The organism is Kitasatospora sp. P5_F3 (assembly GCF_054049135.1).
In genome coordinates, this window is the sequence record NZ_JBFUMY010000036.1 from 1 (window position 1) to 16,976 (window position 16,976).

At 69.5% G+C, this 16,976-nt stretch carries 14 protein-coding genes and 1 pseudogene; 12 read left to right on the forward strand and 3 right to left on the reverse strand.

The features are described from left to right. The 3 genes from ACXJMZ_RS22115 to ACXJMZ_RS22125 form a co-directional block, all read left to right on the forward strand. Positions 1 to 1,739: vitamin B12 dependent-methionine synthase activation domain-containing protein (locus ACXJMZ_RS22115; protein WP_457031799.1), on the forward strand; the 1,739-nt coding region annotated here is incomplete at its 5' end. Between the two features lie 183 nt (positions 1,740 to 1,922). Then, positions 1,923 to 2,630 (forward strand): HAD family hydrolase, encoded by a 708-nt coding sequence (locus tag ACXJMZ_RS22120; RefSeq protein ID WP_457031800.1) that lies wholly within the window; start codon positions 1,923 to 1,925, stop codon positions 2,628 to 2,630. Positions 2,631 to 2,969: 339 nt separating this feature from the next. After that, positions 2,970 to 4,568, forward strand: coding sequence for an ABC transporter substrate-binding protein (locus ACXJMZ_RS22125; protein ID WP_457031801.1), 1,599 nt, complete (start codon positions 2,970 to 2,972; stop codon positions 4,566 to 4,568). 94 nt (positions 4,569 to 4,662) lie between these two features. On the opposite strand, the pseudogene ACXJMZ_RS22130 reads toward ACXJMZ_RS22125, so the two are convergent. Together ACXJMZ_RS22130 and ACXJMZ_RS22135 are read right to left on the reverse strand one after the other, a co-directional pair. Next, positions 4,663 to 5,232 (reverse strand): annotated as a pseudogene (locus tag ACXJMZ_RS22130) (response regulator transcription factor); the annotation flags it as partial. Further along, positions 5,229 to 6,206, reverse strand: a complete 978-nt coding sequence (locus tag ACXJMZ_RS22135) for a RecB family exonuclease (RefSeq protein ID WP_457031802.1) — start codon at positions 6,204 to 6,206, stop codon at positions 5,229 to 5,231. The gene ACXJMZ_RS22135 and the pseudogene ACXJMZ_RS22130, both read right to left, overlap by 4 nt. Before the next feature lie 202 nt (positions 6,207 to 6,408). On the opposite strand from ACXJMZ_RS22135, the gene ACXJMZ_RS22140 reads away from it, so the two are divergent. The 3 genes from ACXJMZ_RS22140 (at position 6,409) to ACXJMZ_RS22150 (ending at position 9,315) form a co-directional block, all read left to right on the forward strand. Beyond that, on the forward strand, positions 6,409 to 7,569 hold the full coding sequence (locus ACXJMZ_RS22140) for a site-2 protease family protein (RefSeq protein WP_457031803.1): 1,161 nt from the start codon (positions 6,409 to 6,411) through the stop codon (positions 7,567 to 7,569). A 59-nt stretch (positions 7,570 to 7,628) separates the two neighbouring features. After that, the gene (locus ACXJMZ_RS22145; RefSeq protein WP_457031804.1) at positions 7,629 to 8,591 is read left to right on the forward strand and encodes a tRNA (adenine-N1)-methyltransferase; all 963 of its coding nucleotides are present in this window, start codon (positions 7,629 to 7,631) and stop codon (positions 8,589 to 8,591) included. 121 nt (positions 8,592 to 8,712) lie between these two features. Next, the gene (locus tag ACXJMZ_RS22150; protein ID WP_457031805.1) at positions 8,713 to 9,315 is read left to right on the forward strand and encodes a hypothetical protein; all 603 of its coding nucleotides are present in this window, start codon (positions 8,713 to 8,715) and stop codon (positions 9,313 to 9,315) included. Positions 9,316 to 9,328: 13 nt separating this feature from the next. Here ACXJMZ_RS22150 and ACXJMZ_RS22155 read toward each other — a convergent pair whose 3' ends face one another. Beyond that, entirely contained in the window at positions 9,329 to 9,631 is a 303-nt protein-coding gene (locus ACXJMZ_RS22155) for a ferredoxin (protein WP_457031896.1), read from the reverse strand. Positions 9,632 to 9,917: 286 nt separating this feature from the next. Between ACXJMZ_RS22155 and arc the strand changes: the two genes are divergently transcribed. The 6 genes from arc (at position 9,918) to pafA (ending at position 16,894) form a co-directional block, all read left to right on the forward strand. Next, positions 9,918 to 11,684, forward strand: coding sequence for a proteasome ATPase (arc, locus tag ACXJMZ_RS22160; protein ID WP_457031806.1), 1,767 nt, complete (start codon positions 9,918 to 9,920; stop codon positions 11,682 to 11,684). Between the two features lie 102 nt (positions 11,685 to 11,786). Next, positions 11,787 to 13,298 (forward strand): depupylase/deamidase Dop, encoded by a 1,512-nt coding sequence (gene dop / locus ACXJMZ_RS22165; protein ID WP_457031807.1) that lies wholly within the window; start codon positions 11,787 to 11,789, stop codon positions 13,296 to 13,298. A gap of 135 nt (positions 13,299 to 13,433) precedes the next feature. Next, complete coding sequence (locus tag ACXJMZ_RS22170) at positions 13,434 to 13,652, forward strand: ubiquitin-like protein Pup (protein ID WP_457031808.1); 219 nt, start codon at positions 13,434 to 13,436, stop codon at positions 13,650 to 13,652. A 154-nt stretch (positions 13,653 to 13,806) separates the two neighbouring features. After that, complete coding sequence (gene prcB, locus ACXJMZ_RS22175; RefSeq protein ID WP_457031809.1) at positions 13,807 to 14,649, forward strand: proteasome subunit beta; 843 nt, start codon at positions 13,807 to 13,809, stop codon at positions 14,647 to 14,649. 36 nt (positions 14,650 to 14,685) lie between these two features. After that, complete coding sequence (prcA, locus tag ACXJMZ_RS22180; RefSeq protein ID WP_457031810.1) at positions 14,686 to 15,423, forward strand: proteasome subunit alpha; 738 nt, start codon at positions 14,686 to 14,688, stop codon at positions 15,421 to 15,423. A 109-nt stretch (positions 15,424 to 15,532) separates the two neighbouring features. Continuing rightward, positions 15,533 to 16,894 carry a Pup--protein ligase gene (gene pafA, locus ACXJMZ_RS22185; protein WP_457031811.1) on the forward strand — a complete coding sequence of 454 codons (1,362 nt, stop codon included), beginning with the start codon at positions 15,533 to 15,535 and terminating at the stop codon, positions 16,892 to 16,894. The last annotated feature ends 82 nt before the right edge of the window (positions 16,895 to 16,976 follow it).

Below are 16,976 nucleotides of genomic sequence, written 5' to 3' on the forward strand. Positions count from 1 at the left end.
CCTCCAAGATCCTGCCCATCGCCCGCATCCCCGACGAGCAGCGCACGGTCGCCCTCGACCTGGTCTACGACCGCCGCGCCGAGGGCTACGACCCCCTGCAGCGCCTGCTGCAGCTCTTCGAGGGCGTCAGCGTCGCCTCGAGTGCGGAGTCGAAGGCCCAGGAGCTGGCCGCGCTGCCGCTGGAGGAGCGGCTGCAGCGCCGCATCGTCGACGGCGAGCGCAAGGGCCTGGAAGCGGACCTGGACGAGGCGCTGACGGAGCGTCCGGCGCTGGAGATCGTCAACGGCACCCTGCTGGCGGGCATGAAGGTCGTCGGTGAACTGTTCGGCTCCGGCCAGATGCAGCTGCCGTTCGTCCTGCAGTCCGCCGAGGTGATGAAGACCGCCGTGGCGCACCTGGAACCGCACATGGAGAAGTCAGACGATGAGGGCAAGGGCACCATCGTGCTGGCCACCGTCAAGGGCGACGTCCACGACATCGGCAAGAACCTCGTCGACATCATCCTCTCCAACAACGGCTACACCGTCGTCAACCTCGGCATCAAGCAACCCGTCTCCGCCATCCTCGACGCCGCCCAGGAACACCGCGCCGACGTCATCGGCATGTCCGGCCTCCTCGTCAAATCCACCGTCATCATGAAAGAGAACCTCCAAGAGCTGAACCAGCGTCAGCTCGCCGCCGACTTCCCCGTCATCCTCGGCGGCGCCGCCCTCACCCGCGCCTACGTCGAACAAGACCTCCACGAGATCTACCAAGGCGAAGTCCGCTACGCCCGCGACGCCTTCGAAGGCCTCCGCCTCATGGACGCCCTGATCGCGGTCAAGCGCGGGGTCCCTGGTGCGACGCTGCCGGAGCTGAAGAAGCGTCGGCACGCCAAGGTCGAGGTGGAGGAGGCCGAGGAGGTCAACCTCGGTCAGATCCGCTCCGACGTCTCGGTGGACAACCGGGTGCCCGCCCCGCCGTTCTGGGGCGACCGGATCGTCAAGGGCATCCCGTTCGCCGACTACGCCTCCTGGCTGGACGAGGACGCGCTGTTCAAGGGCCAGTGGGGCCTGAAGGCGGCACGTACCGGTGGCCCGTCGTACGAGGAGCTGGTGGAGACCGAGGGCCGCCCCCGGCTGCGGATGTGGCTGGACCGCCTGCAGACCGAGGGCTGGCTGGAGGCCGCCGTGGTCTACGGCTACTACCCGGCCGCGTCCAAGGGCGACGACCTGCTGGTCTACAACCAGGACGGCTCCGAGCGGACCAGGTTCACCTTCCCCCGCCAGCGCCGTGGCCGCCGGCTCTGCCTGGCCGACTTCTTCCGCCCGGAGGAGAGCGGCCAGAAGGACGTGCTGGGCCTGCAGGTGGTCACCATGGGCAACCGGATCTCGGAGGCGGCCAACGAGCTGTTCGCCGCCGACGCGTACCGGGACTACCTGGAGCTGCACGGCCTCTCGGTCCAACTCGCCGAGGCGCTGGCCGAGTTCTGGCACGCCCGGGTCCGGTTCGAGCTGGGCTTCGGTGACGAGGACCCGCAGGACGTCAAGGACATGTTCGCGCTGAAGTACCGCGGTGCCCGCTTCTCGCTCGGCTACGGGGCCTGCCCCGAGCTGGAGGACCGGGCCAAGATCGCCGAGCTGCTGCAGCCGGAGCGGATCGGCGTGGTGCTCTCCGAGGAGTTCCAGCTGCACCCGGAGCAGTCCACCGACGCGATCGTCATCCACCACCCGGAGGCGAAGTACTTCAACGCGCGCTAGGTGCGCTCGGGCAGCGTTGACCTGGCGTTGCCACTTCAGCACGGGGTAACCGACTGGCCGCGCTCCGTTCGCTCCGAACCGGGGAGCCGGGCGTATCCTGGATCACCCTGAACGGGCCGGTCCGCTCACCAGCGGGCCGGCCTGTGCCATCCCCGGGGACGGCCGGACGGAAGGACGCCCACCATGACCACCATCTCCACCGCCACCACCCAGAGGCTCGACCACGGGGACGGCGACGGCCTCCAGGCCGTGCTGCTGGACATGGACGGCACCCTGGTCGACACCGAGGACTTCTGGTGGCAGTCGGAGGTCTCGCTCTTCGCCGAGCTGGGCTACGAGCTGAACGAGGCGGACCGGGCGCACGTGGTCGGCGGCCCGATGAGCCGGGTGCTGGACTACCTGATCGCGACCACCGGCGTCGGGCTGAGCCAGGCCGAGCTGACGGTGCTGATCAACCAGCGCTTCGTCGACCTGCTGGCCGGTGGCGTCCCGCTGATGCCCGGGGCCGAGCGCTTGCTCAACACCCTTGCTGCGCACGGCATCCCGGCCGCCCTGGTGTCCGCCTCGCACCGGCACATCATCGACATCGTGCTGGACAGCCTGGGCCGGCACCACTTCGCCTTCTCGGTCGCGGGGGACGAGGTGACCCGCACCAAGCCGCACCCCGACCCGTACCTGGCCGCGGTGGCCCGGTTCGGCGCCGAGCCCGGCCGCTGCGTGGTGGTCGAGGATGCCCCGACCGGCGTGCAGGCCGGTCTGGCGGCGGGCTGCCCGGTGATCGCGGTGCCGTCGGTGGCGCCGATCGAGCCCGGCCCCGGCCGCACCGTGCTGCGCTCGTTGGAGCAGCTCGACCTGGAGCTGCTGCGCGCGGTGGTGGCTGCCCGGGTGTGACGCTGCCCGGGGCTGACACTGTTCCGGGCCCGATCCCGAGGTCACGATTCGGGTGTGAAATTGCTCCGACGACCGCTGCCCGCCGTCCCCGACCGGTGACGGCGGGCAGCGGTGGGTTCGGGAGAAAACGGGCATTGGCTGACAACTCGTCACTGTCGGAAGTGCTGACGCTCCGTCACCACTGAGTCGGCCGTTTCGACCCGTGATATTCGTACGTGTTCGATATGGCACGCTACATCCGATCAGATCCGACCACAGACGCCCGCCACACCCACGCGGGCGCCCGACGGCAGCCACCGGTCCACAACCGGTCAGCCCGCAGAAGGAACGTGTTTGCGCATGACTTCAGCCAACCGACTGGCCGTGCTGGCATGCGCCACCCTGGTCGCCACCACGGCCGCAGGCTGCGCCTCGGCCAAGAAGGCGGTCACCGGCAGTGACGACAAGGGCGCCATCACGATGGGGACGACCAGCGTCACCACGGTGCTGGATCCGGCCGGGGCGTACGACGCCGGGTCCTGGCTGGTGCTGAACAACACCTTCCAGTCGCTGCTGAAGTTCCCCGCCGGGGCGACCAGCCCGCTGCCCGACGCCGCCGAGTCCTGTGCCTTCACCGGGATCGACGCGCTGGTCTACAAGTGCACGATGCGCGGCGGCCTGAAGTTCTCCAACGGTCACCCGCTGACCGCCGAGGACGTGGTCTTCTCGATCCAGCGGATGCAGAAGATCAATGATGAGAACGGGCCCGCAGGCCTGCTGTCGACCATCAAGTCGGTCGAGGCCAACGGCAGCGAGGTGACCATCCAGCTGAACACTCCGGACGCGGTGCTCCCGGCCAAGCTCGCCTCGGCGGCGGGCTCGATCGTGGACCACCAGGTCTTCCCGGCCGACAAGCTGCTCGGCAACGACAAGCTGGTCGGCTCGGGACCGTACAAGTTCGGCTCGATCGAGGCGAACGCCAAGGGCGCGCCCGAGAAGATCTCGCTCTCCGCCAACGGCGAGTACCACGGCGATGCCAAGCTGCAGAACAACAAGTTCGTGCTGCGCTACTTCGCGGATGCCGCCGGCCTCAAGAGCGCGCTGGAGCAGGGCGAGATCGACCTGGCCGACAACGGTCTGGACCCGGCCACCGCCGCCAAGCTCAAGGACGACCAGCTGGCCGGCACCGGCAAGCTCAAGGTGGCCGAGGGGGAGAGCGCGGATGCCCGCTTCATGGTCTTCAACACCAAGGACACGCTGACCGGCAACCCGGCCGTCCGGCAGGCCGTGGCGCAGCTGGTGGACCGCAAGGCGCTGGCCCGCGACGTGTACGCGCGCTCCGTGCAGCCGCTCTACTCGATCGTCCCGGCCGGGATCAACGGGCACAACACCGCGTTCTTCGACCGCTACGGCGAGCCGGACGTGGCCAAGGCCAAGAAGCTGCTCGCGGCCGGCAAGGTGGCCACCCCGGTCAAGCTCAGCCTGACCTGGTCCCGGGCCCGGGCCGGCGAGGCGGAGGCCAACGAGCTGAAGAAGCAGCTGGACGCGAGCGGCCTGTTCCAGGTGACGGTCCAGCAGGAGCCGGACTGGAAGACGTACATCAAGAACTGGAGCGAGGGCAAGTACCAGGCGTACGTGGTCGCCTGGACCCCGGACTACGCGGACGCGGACAACTTCGTCACCCCGCTGGTGGTCGAGGGCGGCGCCTTCCACAACGGCTGGGACGACCCGAAGATCAGCCAGAAGCTGGTGCCGGAGAGCATCAGGCAGACCGACCGCACCGCCGGTGGCGCGTACGCGCAGATGCAGAACATGGTGGCCGAGGCCGCGCCGCTGGTGCCGCTGTTCCAGAACAAGGCGTTCTACGCCTCGGGCACCGACATCACCGGGGTGGACGGCACGGTGGACACCACCGGCGTGTTCCGGTTCTGGGAGATCGGCCGCGCAGCGAAGAAGTAACGTTCCGTCAGGAGCACGAAAGGGCCCCCCCCCGACGACGGGGGGGGGCCSTTTCCTCCGCCGGGGCTACTGCGCGCCCGGCCGGGCCCCCCCTCTTCACCGTGGTCTCGCTGACGTAGAGCTCACCGGCGATCTCCGCGTTGGAGAGCCCCCGGGCCACCAGCTTGAGCACCTCCAGCTCACGCTCCGTCAGCGCGGTGAGCGCCTGCGGCGGCGTCTCGTCGCCGGAGGGCAGCTTGGTGGCGTACATGTCCAGCAGCCGGCGGGTGATGGACGGAGCGAGCATCGCCGCGCCGTCCGCGACCACCCGGATCGCCTGCACCAGCTCCTCGGCCGGCACGTCCTTGAGCAGGAAGCCGCTGGCCCCCGCCCGGAGCGCCTCGACCACGTACTCGTCCAGGTCGAAGGTGGTCAGCACCAGCACCTTGGCCGGGCCGTCCCGGCCGGGGCCTGCGATCCGGCGGGTGGCCTCGACGCCGTCCATCCGGGGCATCCGGATGTCCATCAGCACCACGTCCGGCTGGAGCGCCCTGACCTGCTCAAGCGCCTGCTGCCCGTCCCCGGCCTCGCCGACCACCACCAGGTCGGCCTCGGCCTCCAGGATCATCCGGAAACCGGTACGCAGCAGCGGCTGGTCGTCGACCAGCAGCACTCGGATCGTCACTCGGACTCCTTGCTCGTCTGTCCCGTCGCGGGACCGTCGTCTGCGCGGTCGTCGCCGCGCCCGTCATCGTGCCCGTCTGCCTGCCCGGCGTCGCTCCGCTGCACCGGCAGCGGGTACGGCGGGGGAGTGCCCCCGAACTCCGGGCAGCTGCTCTGATGGTCGCACCAGTCGCACAGCCGGTTGCGGGTGGCCGGGAAGTCACCGGTGGCGACCGCCTGGCCGATGGCCTCCCAGAGCGCCGTCAGCTTCCGCTCCACCGCGAGCAGGTCGGCCTCGTCCGGGTCGTACGTGACCACGTCCCCGCCGCCGCCGAGGTAGACCAGCTGGAGGCGCTTGGGCAGCACGCCCTTCCACCGCCAGACCACCAGGGCGTAGAACTTCATCTGGAACATCGCCTTGCCCTCGAAGTCACGCGAGGGCGCCCGGCCGGTCTTGTAGTCGACCAGCCGGACCTCACCGCTCGGCGCGACGTCGACCCGGTCGATGTAGCCGCGCAGCAGCAGACCCGAACCGAGCACCGTCTCCACGTAGAGCTCGCGCTCCACCGGGTGCAGCCTGGTCGGGTCCTCCAGCCGGAACCAACGGTCGATCAGCTTCTCCGCGTCGCCCAGCCAGCGGGTCAGCGCCGCGCCGTCCGGGTCGTCGGGGAACAGCCCGGAGAGCTCGGGCCGCTCGCCGAGCAGCCGCTCCCACTGCGGCCGGAGCAGCCCGAGCGCCTGCTCCGGGGTGCGCTCGGCGGCCGGGCTGTCGAACAGCCGCTCAAGGACCGCGTGCACCACGGTGCCACGGGTCGCGGCGGCGCTCGGCGGCTCCGGCAGCCGGTCGATCACCCGCAGCCGGTAGAGCAGCGGGCAGGTCATGAAGTCGCCCGCCCGGCTCGGCGACAGCCCGTTCGGCGGCCGTGGCGTTCTGGGAGCGGGGACCTCCGCAGAGGCAGGGGCCGCCTCGGCGGGAGCGCTGTCGGTCTGGTGCATGCCTACGACCTTATGGCCCCGGGCGGTCATCCCGCCGTCAGGTCACTGTCACGCCAGACACAGCTGTGCAACGACGGCGCTCGGCCGTGCGTTGGACGGGTAGAGAACACATGGACGGGGCGGTCGGCCGATCCACCGGGAGATCACGTAGCGTGGCGGGACCGGCTACAGCGGACACGCAGCTACAGAAAAAGGGGCCACGTTGAGTGAGACCAGCGGGAGGCAGGAACGGCCCGGCGGCATCCTGATGGGTCGTCCGTTCGGCGTGCCGGTCTACGTCACACCGTCCTGGTTCGTCATCGCGGCGCTGATCACCTGGATCTTCGGCGGTCAGCTCACCGAGGTGCTGCCCGAGCTCGGCGGCACCCGCTACCTGGTCTCGTTCTCCTTCGCGGTGGCGTTCTACGCCTCGGTGCTGGTGCACGAGCTGGCGCACACCGTGGTGGCGCTGCGGCTCAAGCTCAACCCGCGCCGGATCCAGCTGCAGTTCTTCGGCGGCGTCTCCGAGATCGAGAAGGAGGCCGACACCCCGGCCCGGGAGTTCTGGCTGGCCTTCGTCGGTCCGCTGCTCTCGCTCGTCCTCGGTGGCATCTTCTACCTGGCCTTCCAGGCCGTGGAGTCGGCCAGCGTGCCCGGCGTGCTGCTGGCCGGACTCTTCGTCAGCAACCTGGTGGTGGCCGCCTTCAACCTGCTGCCCGGTCTGCCGCTGGACGGTGGCCGGATCCTGCGGGCGCTGGTCTGGGGCGTCACCGGCCGCCCGATGACGGGCACCGTGGCCGCCGCCTGGATCGGCCGGGGGCTGGCCCTGGTGGTGCTGATCGGCCTGCCGATGTACACCGCCTCGCGCGGTGGCCTGGATCGCTCCACCACGGACAGCCTGATCGACAGCGTGCTGGCCGCCGTGCTGGCCGTGATCATCTGGAACGGGGCCGGCGGCGCGCTGCGCAACGCCCGGCTCAAGGAGGCCCTGCCCGCCCTCCGGCTGGCCGAACTGGCCCGGCGCAGCGTCTCGGTGACCGCCGAGACCCCGCTCGGTGAGGCGCTCCGGCAGGCCAGGGAGGCCCAGGCCGGTGCCGTCGTGGTGGTGGACGGCAGCGGCGAGCCGACCGGCCTGGTGAAGGAGGCGGCGGTGAACGCCGTCCCGGAGCAGCGCCGCCCCTGGGTCGCCGTCGGCGCGCTGGCCCGGGAGCTGGAGCCGGGCCTGCGGCTCGGGGTCGACCTGACGGGGGAGCAGCTGCTGACCGCGATGCGCGGCACCCCGGCGACCGAGTACCTGGTGGTCCGGCCGGACGGCACGGTGTACGGCGTGCTGACGCTGACCGACCTGGAGCGGCGGCTGAACGCGGCGGTTCGCGGGCGCTGAAAGTCCCCGAAAAGATCACTTGGTCGGCGGAGCGTTCCGTTTCCCTTAGGATTGTCCGCATGTCCGAACCGACCGGTGCCACCCGCCGACGCGGGCCCTTCCAGGTCGGGGACCAGGTCCAGCTGACCGACCCCAAGGGCCGCCACTACACGTTCACGCTCCAGGCCGGGAACCAGTTCCACACCCACAAGGGTGCGTTCCCCCATGACGAGCTGATCGGCGCCCCCGAGGGCACTGTCGTGCGCACCACGGGGAACGTCCCGTATCTCGCGCTGCGCCCCCTGCTCCCCGACTACGTCCTCTCCATGCCTCGCGGCGCCGCTGTGATCTACCCCAAGGACGCGGGGCAGATCCTGGCGATGGCCGACATCTTCGCGGGTGCCCGCGTGGTCGAGGCGGGTGTCGGCTCCGGCGCGCTCTCCACGTACCTGCTGCGCGCCGTCGGTGACACCGGCCTGCTCGCCTCGTACGAGCGCCGCCAGGACTTCGCCGACATCGCCAAGGCCAACGTCGAGCGCTACTTCGGCAGCCCGCACCCGGCCTGGAAGCTGACGGTCGGTGACCTCCAGGACAACCTGGTGGAGACCGACGTCGACCGGATGATCCTCGACATGCTGGCCCCCTGGGAGTGCCTGGACGTGGCGTCCAAGGCGCTCGTCCCCGGCGGTCTGCTCTGCTGCTACGTGGCCACCACCACGCAGCTCTCGCGCACCGTCGAGGCGCTCCGCGAGCACGGCACCTTCACCGAGCCGCAGTCCTGGGAGACCATGGTCCGCACCTGGCACGTCGAGGGTCTCGCCGTCCGCCCGGACCACCGCATGATCGGCCACACCGGCTTCCTGCTGACCTCCCGTCGGCTGGCCGACGGTGTCGAGCCGCCGCTGCGCCGCCGCCGTCCCGCCAAGGGCTCGTACGGCGAGGACTACGAGAGCGGCCCCGGTGCGGCGGAGAAGTCGCTCGCCGAGCGCGCGGCCGAGCGGGCCGCCGCGGCTGCGTACACGGCCGCCAAGGACGCCGAGTAACACCACCGACAGCACAACAGGGGCGCGGAGCTGCAAAGCTCCGCGCCCCTGTTGCTCTCCCGGACGCGGGGCGTGAAATGATGCACCCTCGATGCCACCCCACCCTGGAGGGGACTGCCTGGTGGAACTCGCGGTCGAGACGGTGCAGATGACAGAGCAGCAGGTCGGGCCCCCCGTCGTGCGGGCGAGGACGAGAGTGCGGCACTGGGTGCTGGTGGCGGCGGCGACCGCCGCGGTGATCGCCGGAGCGCTGGCGGTGAACCCGGCGCAGGGCACCGTCAGACCGATCCGGCCGGCCGCGCCGAGCGCCCTGCCGGCTGCCGTGGCCCCCGACCCCGCCAAGGCGACGCTGCCGCTCGACTGCGGCCCGTTCCCCACCACGGTGGCGCTGAGCTTCGGCGCGGTGCTGGACGGCCGGCCGAGCACGGTCGTGGCGGCGCACTGCGCGGCCGAGAACGGCACCCCGCCGGACGGCGTCTTCCTGCTGACCCCCGGTCAGGACGGCCGCCCGCAGATCGCCGCGACGCTGGTGAAGCCGGAGGAGGGCGTGACCGTCACCGAGCTCAAGCTGCGCAGCGACGGCACCGTCACGGCCCGGGGCAGGGGCTACTCCAGCGACGAGATCCCGCGCTACGCCCCGGACCTGACGGTCCTGCTGTCCTGGCACCGGCAGGGCGGCGACTGGCTCCGCAGCAGGACCACGGAGCCGGCCACCAAGGTGTGACCGTGACGAAGGGTCAGTCGGCGTCCGGGCCGTACACCTCGACCCGGTCGCTCACCCGGCGGACGTGGATGCAGTCCCCGGGGCACTCCTTGGCCGAATCCACCACGTCCTGAAGCAGCGTCAGCGGCACCGGTGCGCTGTCACCGGGCTGCTGGCGCAGCTCGTCGTCGTCACCCTTGACGTAGGCCAGCCCGTCGATGTCCAACTCGAAGACCTCGGGGGCGTACTGCACACAGATGCCGTCCCCCGTGCAGAGGTCCTGGTCGATCCAGACCTCGAGTGCGTCGCCCGTCGTGGCCTCGCCGGTCACCGACATGTCCCCTGCCGTTTCCTGCCCGGTCCGGTCTATCCCGTCCTGGGGCATTCCTGCCATTCGTACACTGATCCGACCGGCTCCCCCGGTCACGATCGGATATTGACCCGACCGACGATACATCCGGTCTGCTTTGACCGGTGCGCGGTGGGTATCTCCCTTGCAGAGGGGAAGCATCCGAGGGCGAAGATCGGACACGCCCGTTCCAACTTTCTGATCTAGGGGTTTACACCCCCCTGGTCCCAGGTAGGTTTGGGTCGTCCAGCTCCCCCAGGAGGAGGTGAGGACCGTGGCATCCCACGATGACGACTACAACCGCAGCGCCGGCCGGCCCGTTCAGGGTTCCGACGAGGCTGCTCAGGTCTCGTACCTGGAGCAGGAGGTCGCCGCCTTGCGCCGCAAGCTCGCCGACTCACCGCGTGGTTCTCGGATTCTCGAGGACCGCATCGTCGAGCTCCAGACCAACCTGGCCGGTGTCACCGCCCAGAACGAACGGCTCGCCTCCACGCTCCGAGAGGCCCGCGACCAGATCGTGGCCCTCAAGGAGGAAGTCGACCGGCTCGCTCAGCCCCCGGCCGGATTCGGCACCTTCCTCACGCAGAACGAGGACGGCACCGCCGACATCTTCACCGGTGGCCGCAAGCTGCGGGTGAACGTCAGCCCGAGCATCGACCTCGACGAACTCCGCCGCGGCCAGGAGGTGATGCTCAACGAGGCGCTCAACGTCGTGGAAGCGATGGCCTTCGAGAGCATCGGTGACATCGTCACCCTCAAGGAGGTGCTGGAGGACGGCGAACGCGCCCTGGTCACCGGTCACACCGACGAGGAGCGGGTGGTCCGGCTCGCCGAACCGCTGCACGGCATCACGCTGCGCTCCGGAGACGCCCTCCTGCTGGAGCCCCGTTCGGGCTACGTCTACGAGGTCGTTCCCAAGTCGGAGGTCGAGGACCTGGTCCTCGAGGAGGTGCCGGACATCGACTACCGGCAGATCGGCGGTCTGGCCAACCAGATCGAGCAGATCCGCGACGCGGTCGAACTCCCGTACCTGCACGCCGACCTGTTCAAGGAGTACGAGCTGCGCCCGCCCAAGGGCGTGCTGCTCTACGGCCCGCCCGGCTGCGGCAAGACGCTGATCGCCAAGGCGGTCGCGAACTCGCTGGCCAAGAAGGTCGCCGAGGTGACCGGGCGCCCGCAGGGCAAGAGCTACTTCCTGAACATCAAGGGACCGGAGCTGCTGAACAAGTACGTCGGCGAGACCGAGCGGCAGATCCGGCTGGTCTTCCAGCGGGCTCGGGAGAAGGCCAGCGAGGGCACGCCGGTCATCGTCTTCTTCGACGAGATGGAGTCGCTGTTCCGCACCCGTGGGTCGGGCGTCAGCTCGGACGTGGAGAACACCATCGTCCCCCAGCTGCTCGCCGAGATCGACGGTGTGGAGGGCCTGGAGAACGTCATCGTGATCGGCGCCTCGAACCGCGAGGACATGATCGACCCGGCGATCCTGCGGCCCGGCCGGCTGGACGTCAAGATCAAGATCGAGCGCCCCGACGCCGAGGCCGCGAAGGACATCTTCTCCAAGTACCTCAAGGGCTCGCTGCCGTTCCACCCGGACGACGTCAAGGAGCACGAGGGCTCGGTCGAGTCGACCGTGCTCGCGATGATCCAGGCCGTGGTCGAGCGGATGTACACCGAGACCGAGGAGAACCGCTTCCTGGAGGTCACCTACGCCAACGGTGACAAGGAGGTCCTGTACTTCAAGGACTTCAACTCCGGCGCGATGATCCAGAACATCGTCGACCGGGCGAAGAAGATGGCCATCAAGGCCTTCCTCGACACCGGCCAGCACGGTCTGCGGGTGGCCCACCTGCTGGCCGCCTGCGTGGACGAGTTCAAGGAGAACGAGGACCTGCCGAACACCACCAACCCGGACGACTGGGCCCGGATCTCGGGCAAGAAGGGCGAGCGGATCGTCTTCATCCGCACGCTGGTCACCGGCAAGCAGGGTGCCGAGTCCGGCCGGTCGATCGACACCGTGGCCAACACGGGGCAGTACCTGTAACACCGCTCCACCGATCGGACCGCTCGACTCACCGTCCGGCTGCGGCGCCCACCCGCCCCGCMGCCGGACGGCGCGTCTCGGGATATTCCAGAGGAGGGCCGCATGACCGTACGGCGCGTGATGGGGATCGAGACCGAGTACGGGATCTCCGTGCCGGGCCACCCGAACGCCAACGCCATGCTCACCTCGTCCCAGATCGTCAACGCCTACGCGGCCGCGATGCACCGGGCGCGGCGGGCTCGCTGGGACTTCGAGGAGGAGAACCCGCTGCGGGACGCGCGCGGCTTCGATCTGGCGCGCGACGTGGCCGACTCCAGCCAGCTGACCGACGAGGACATCGGTCTGGCCAACATCATCCTCACCAACGGCGCCCGGTTCTACGTCGACCACGCGCACCCCGAGTACAGCTCGCCGGAGATCACCAACCCGCGTGACGCGGTGCTCTGGGACAAGGCGGGGGAGCGGATCATGGCGGCGGCGGCGGCCCGCGCGCTGGAACTGCCGAACGGTCAGCGGATCAACCTCTACAAGAACAACACCGACAACAAGGGCGCCTCCTACGGCACCCACGAGAACTACCTGATGCAGCGGTCGACGCCGTTCGCCGACATCGTCCGCCACCTCACCCCGTTCTTCGTCTCCCGGCAGGTGATCACCGGCGCGGGCCGGGTCGGTCTCGGCCAGGAGGGCAACGCGGACGGCTTCCAGATCAGCCAGCGGGCCGACTACTTCGAGGTCGAGGTCGGGCTCGAGACCACCCTCAAACGGCCCATCATCAACACCAGGGACGAGCCGCACGCCGACGCCGAGAAGTACCGCCGGCTGCATGTGATCATCGGGGACGCCAACCTCTCGGAGATCTCCACCTACCTCAAGCTGGGCACCACCGCGCTGGTCCTGACGATGATCGAGGACGGCTTCATCACCGCCGACCTGGCCGTCGACCAGCCGGTCCGGACCCTGCACCGGGTCTCCCACGACCCCTCGCTGAAGTACCAGCTCCTGCTGCGCAACGGCCGTCGGCTGACCGCCGTCCAGCTCCAGATGGAGTACTTCGAGCTGGCCCGCAAGTACGTCGAGGACCGCTACGGCCAGGACGCCGACGAGCAGACCGTCGACGTGCTGCTGCGCTGGGAGGACGTGCTGAACCGCCTGGAGAACGACCCGATGAGCCTGTCCAGGCAGCTCGACTGGATCGCCAAGAAGGAGATCCTGGAGGGCTACCGGCAGCGCGACGGCCTGGACTGGGACAGCCCCAGGCTCCAGCTGGTCGACCTCCAGTACAGCGACGTCCGCCCCGACAAGGGCCTCTACAACCGCCTGGTGGCCCGCGGCCGGTTCGAGCGGCTGCTCACCGAGGACGAGATCACCAGGGCGGTCTCGAAGCCGCCGGAGGACACCAGGGCGTACTTCCGGGGCCGCTGTCTGGAGCAGTACGCCGACCATGTGGCGGCAGCCTCCTGGGACTCCGTCATCTTCGACCTGCCGGGCCGGGACTCGCTCCAGCGGGTGCCGACCCTGGAGCCGCTGCGCGGCACCAGGGAGCACGTCGAGGCGCTGCTGGACCGCTGCCGTACGGCCGAGGACCTGGTCCGCGTGCTCTCCGGCGGGTAACTTTTCGATCACCACGGGTGAACATCCCGCGACGGGGAATCATCCTGAGAGACGACGAACGTTGTACAGGAACCGGACGCGGATGTCGTAGCCGGTGGATAGGGTCGGACCAACCGAGCGAGCGGGGTGAGGTACATGGCCAGCAAGGACACCGGCGGTGGTCAGCAGCGGGCGAACCGTTCCTCCGAGGAGGTCGAGGAGCAGGCCGCGGAGGCACAGACCGCGGACGACCTCAAGGAGCGCCAGGAAAAGCTCAACGACGACGTGGACGCGGTCCTGGACGAAATCGACGACGTACTCGAGTCGAATGCGGAGGATTTCGTCCGGCAGTTCGTCCAGAAGGGCGGCCAGTAGCCGCTCGCCCGTTCTTCCGTCGCGCGCGGCAATCCCGTCAGAAATGCACGGGGTTGCCGCGCGCAAACTTCGGACGACCTGTCAGGTGGATCACCGCCCGTAAACGGGTAGGGTCCGGGGCAAGCGTCTAGTTGATCTACCTGGAAGGAATCGTGTGGAAGCCAACACTGGTGGCACCGGGCGTCTACCGGCTGCCTTCCTGACTCCGGGGTCCTCGTCGTTCTACGACTTCCTCGGCCAGCACTCGCCCGAGCTGCTGCCCGGTGGCCGCAAGCTGCCCGAGGGCCTGACGATCGAGGCGCCGCACGGCACCACCATCGTCTCCGCGGTCTTCGACGGCGGCGTGGTGATCGCCGGCGACCGCCGCGCCACGATGGGGAACGTGATCGCCCAGCGGGACATCGAGAAGGTGTTCCCGGCGGACGAGTACAGCGCCGTCGGCATCGCCGGCACGGCCGGCCTGGCGGTCGAGATGGTCCGGCTGTTCCAGCTGGAGCTGGAGCACTACGAGAAGATCGAGGGCACCGTGCTCTCCCTGGAGGGCAAGGCCAACCGGCTGACCACGATGATCCGGGGCAACCTCGGGATGGCCATGCAGGGCCTCGCCGTGGTGCCGCTGTTCGCCGGGTACGACCTCCGGCTCGGCCGGGGCCGGATCTTCACCTACGACGTCACCGGCGGCCGGTCCGAGGAGCGTGGCTTCGCGGCCACCGGCTCGGGTTCGGTGTTCGCCCGGGGCTCGCTGAAGAAGCTCTACCGCGCGGACCTGACGGCCGATCAGGCCGCCACCGTGGTGGTGCAGGCGCTGTACGACGCGGCCGATGACGACTCCGCCACCGGTGGCCCGGACATGGCCCGGAAGATCTTCCCGATCGTCTCGCTGATCACCGAGGACGGCTTCCGCCGGCTCACCGACGACGAGGTCTCCACGATCGCGCACTCGATCACCGACGGGCGCCTCGAGTACCCCAACGGCCCGCAGGCCCCACTCCTCTAGCCCGCCGGCTCCCAACCAGGAAGGGGACGATCGCCGGTGTCCACACCGTTCTACGTCTCGCCCCAGCAGGCCATGGCGGACCGCGCGGAGTACGCCCGCAAGGGCATCGCCCGCGGCCGCAGCGTGGTCGTGCTCACCTATGACGACGGCATCCTCTTCGTCGCCGAGAACACCTCCCGGGCACTGCACAAGGTGTCCGAGATCTACGACCAGATCGCCTTCGCCGCGGTCGGCCGCTACAACGAGTTCGAGAACCTGCGGATCGGCGGCGTGCGCTACGCCGACCTGCGCGGGTACTCCTACGACCGGGCCGATGTGACGGCCCGTGGGCTGGCCAACGTGTACGCCCAGACGCTCGGCACGATCTTCTCCTCGGTCGGCGAGAAGCCGTACGAGGTGGAGCTGGTGGTGGCCGAGGTCGGCGCCACCGTCGAGGACGACCAGATCTACCGGCTCACCCCCGACGGCTCGGTGGTGGACGAGAAGAACTCGATCGTGGTCGGTGGCAACGCCGACTCGATCGCCAACTACCTGGGCCAGGAGCACCGCGCCGGGCTCACCCTGGCCGGGGCGCTCAGGCTCGCCGTGGACGGTCTCGCCAGGGACCCGAACGGCGGCTCCCCGCGCACCCTGACGCCCGATCAGCTGGAGGTCGCGGTGCTCGACCGGACGCGCTTCCAGCAGCGGAAGTTCAAGCGCATCCTGGGCGGCCAGCTCGGCCGTCTGCTGAGCGGCGACGAGTCCGCCGCGGAGGAGTCGGACGCCTCCGAGTAGCCGGTAGCAGCGGGAGCCCGGGCCGGGCTCCCGCTCCACCGTGGTGAGCTGATGCCCCGTCCGGTTCACCAAGGGTTTCGCAAGGCCTCGCGCAGAGAAGAGGAGCCTTATGGACCGCCGAATTTTCGGGATCGAGAACGAGTACGGCGTCACCTGTACGTTCCGTGGGCAGCGTCGGCTGTCCCCGGACGAGGTGGCCAGGTACCTCTTCCGCCGGGTTGTCTCCTGGGGCCGCAGCAGCAACGTCTTCCTGCGCAACGGAGCCCGGCTCTACCTGGACGTGGGCTCGCATCCCGAGTACGCCACCCCCGAGTGCGACGACGTCACCGAGCTGGTGACGCACGACAAGGCGGGCGAGCGGATCCTCGAGGGGCTCCTGGTGGACGCCGAGCGGCGGCTGCACGAGGAGGGCATCGCGGGCGACGTCTACCTGTTCAAGAACAACACCGACTCGGCCGGCAACTCCTACGGCTGCCACGAGAACTACCTGGTGGCCCGGCACGGCGAGTTCTCCCGGCTGGCCGACGTGCTGATCCCGTTCCTGGTGACCCGTCAGCTGATCTGCGGCGCGGGCAAGGTGCTGCAGACCCCGCGCGGCGCGGTCTACTGCGTCAGCCAGCGGGCCGAGCACATCTGGGAGGGCGTCAGCTCGGCGACCACCCGGTCCCGCCCGATCATCAACACCAGGGACGAACCGCACGCGGACGCCGAGCGCTACCGCCGGCTGCACGTGATCGTCGGCGACTCCAACATGTCCGAGACCACCACCCTGCTCAAGGTGGGCGCGACCGACCTGGTGCTGCGGCTGATCGAGGCCGGGGTGGTGATGCGCGACCTGACCCTGGAGAACCCGATCCGGGCGATCCGCGAGGTCAGCCACGACCTGACCGGCACCCACCAGATCAGGCTCGCCAACGGCCGGGAGGCCAGCGCGCTGGACATCCAGGAGGAGTACTACTCCAAGGCGCTGGAGTTCGCCGACCGCAAGGGCATCAACACCGGCACCATCGCCAAGGTGCTGGACCTCTGGGGCCGCACCCTGGAGGCGGTCCGCACCGAGAACCTGGGCAGCGTGGCCACCGAGATCGACTGGATCATGAAGCACCAGCTGATCGAGCGGTACCGCGAGAAGCACCAGATGAGCATGTCCAACCCCCGGGTGGCCCAGATCGACCTGGCGTACCACGACATCCACCGCCGGCGCGGCCTGTTCTACCTGCTGCAGAACAAGAACCAGGCCGAGCGGGTGACCACCGACCTGAAGACCTTCGAGGCCAAGTCGGTGCCCCCGCAGACCACCCGGGCGCGGCTGCGTGGCGACTTCATCCGGAAGGCGCAGGAGCAGCGCCGGGACTTCACCGTCGACTGGGTGCACCTCAAGCTGAACGACCAGGCGCAGCGCACGGTGCTCTGCAAGGACCCGTTCCGCTCGGTGGACGAGCGGGTGGAGAAGCTGATCGCCGGTATGTAGGACAGTGGTGCCTCCGAGGTGGGGAGCAGATCGGGCCGTACGCTGTCGGGCGAGCTTGTAGCGCCTCGTACTTGACCGACAG

Bases quoted from the DNA above. Each gene is read 5' to 3' on its own strand.
- ACXJMZ_RS22120 (WP_457031800.1), top strand. From the start codon at position 1,923: ATGACCACCATCTCCACCGCCACCACCCAGAGGCTCGACCACGGGGAC.
- ACXJMZ_RS22125 (WP_457031801.1), top strand. From the start codon at position 2,970: ATGACTTCAGCCAACCGACTGGCCGTGCTGGCATGCGCCACCCTGGTC.
- ACXJMZ_RS22135 (WP_457031802.1), bottom strand. From the start codon at position 6,206: ATGCACCAGACCGACAGCGCTCCCGCCGAGGCGGCCCCTGCCTCTGCG.
- ACXJMZ_RS22145 (WP_457031804.1), top strand. From the start codon at position 7,629: ATGTCCGAACCGACCGGTGCCACCCGCCGACGCGGGCCCTTCCAGGTC.
- ACXJMZ_RS22155 (WP_457031896.1), bottom strand. From the start codon at position 9,631: ATGTCGGTGACCGGCGAGGCCACGACGGGCGACGCACTCGAGGTCTGG.
- dop (WP_457031807.1), top strand. From the start codon at position 11,787: ATGACCGTACGGCGCGTGATGGGGATCGAGACCGAGTACGGGATCTCC.
- ACXJMZ_RS22170 (WP_457031808.1), top strand. From the start codon at position 13,434: ATGGCCAGCAAGGACACCGGCGGTGGTCAGCAGCGGGCGAACCGTTCC.
- pafA (WP_457031811.1), top strand. From the start codon at position 15,533: ATGGACCGCCGAATTTTCGGGATCGAGAACGAGTACGGCGTCACCTGT.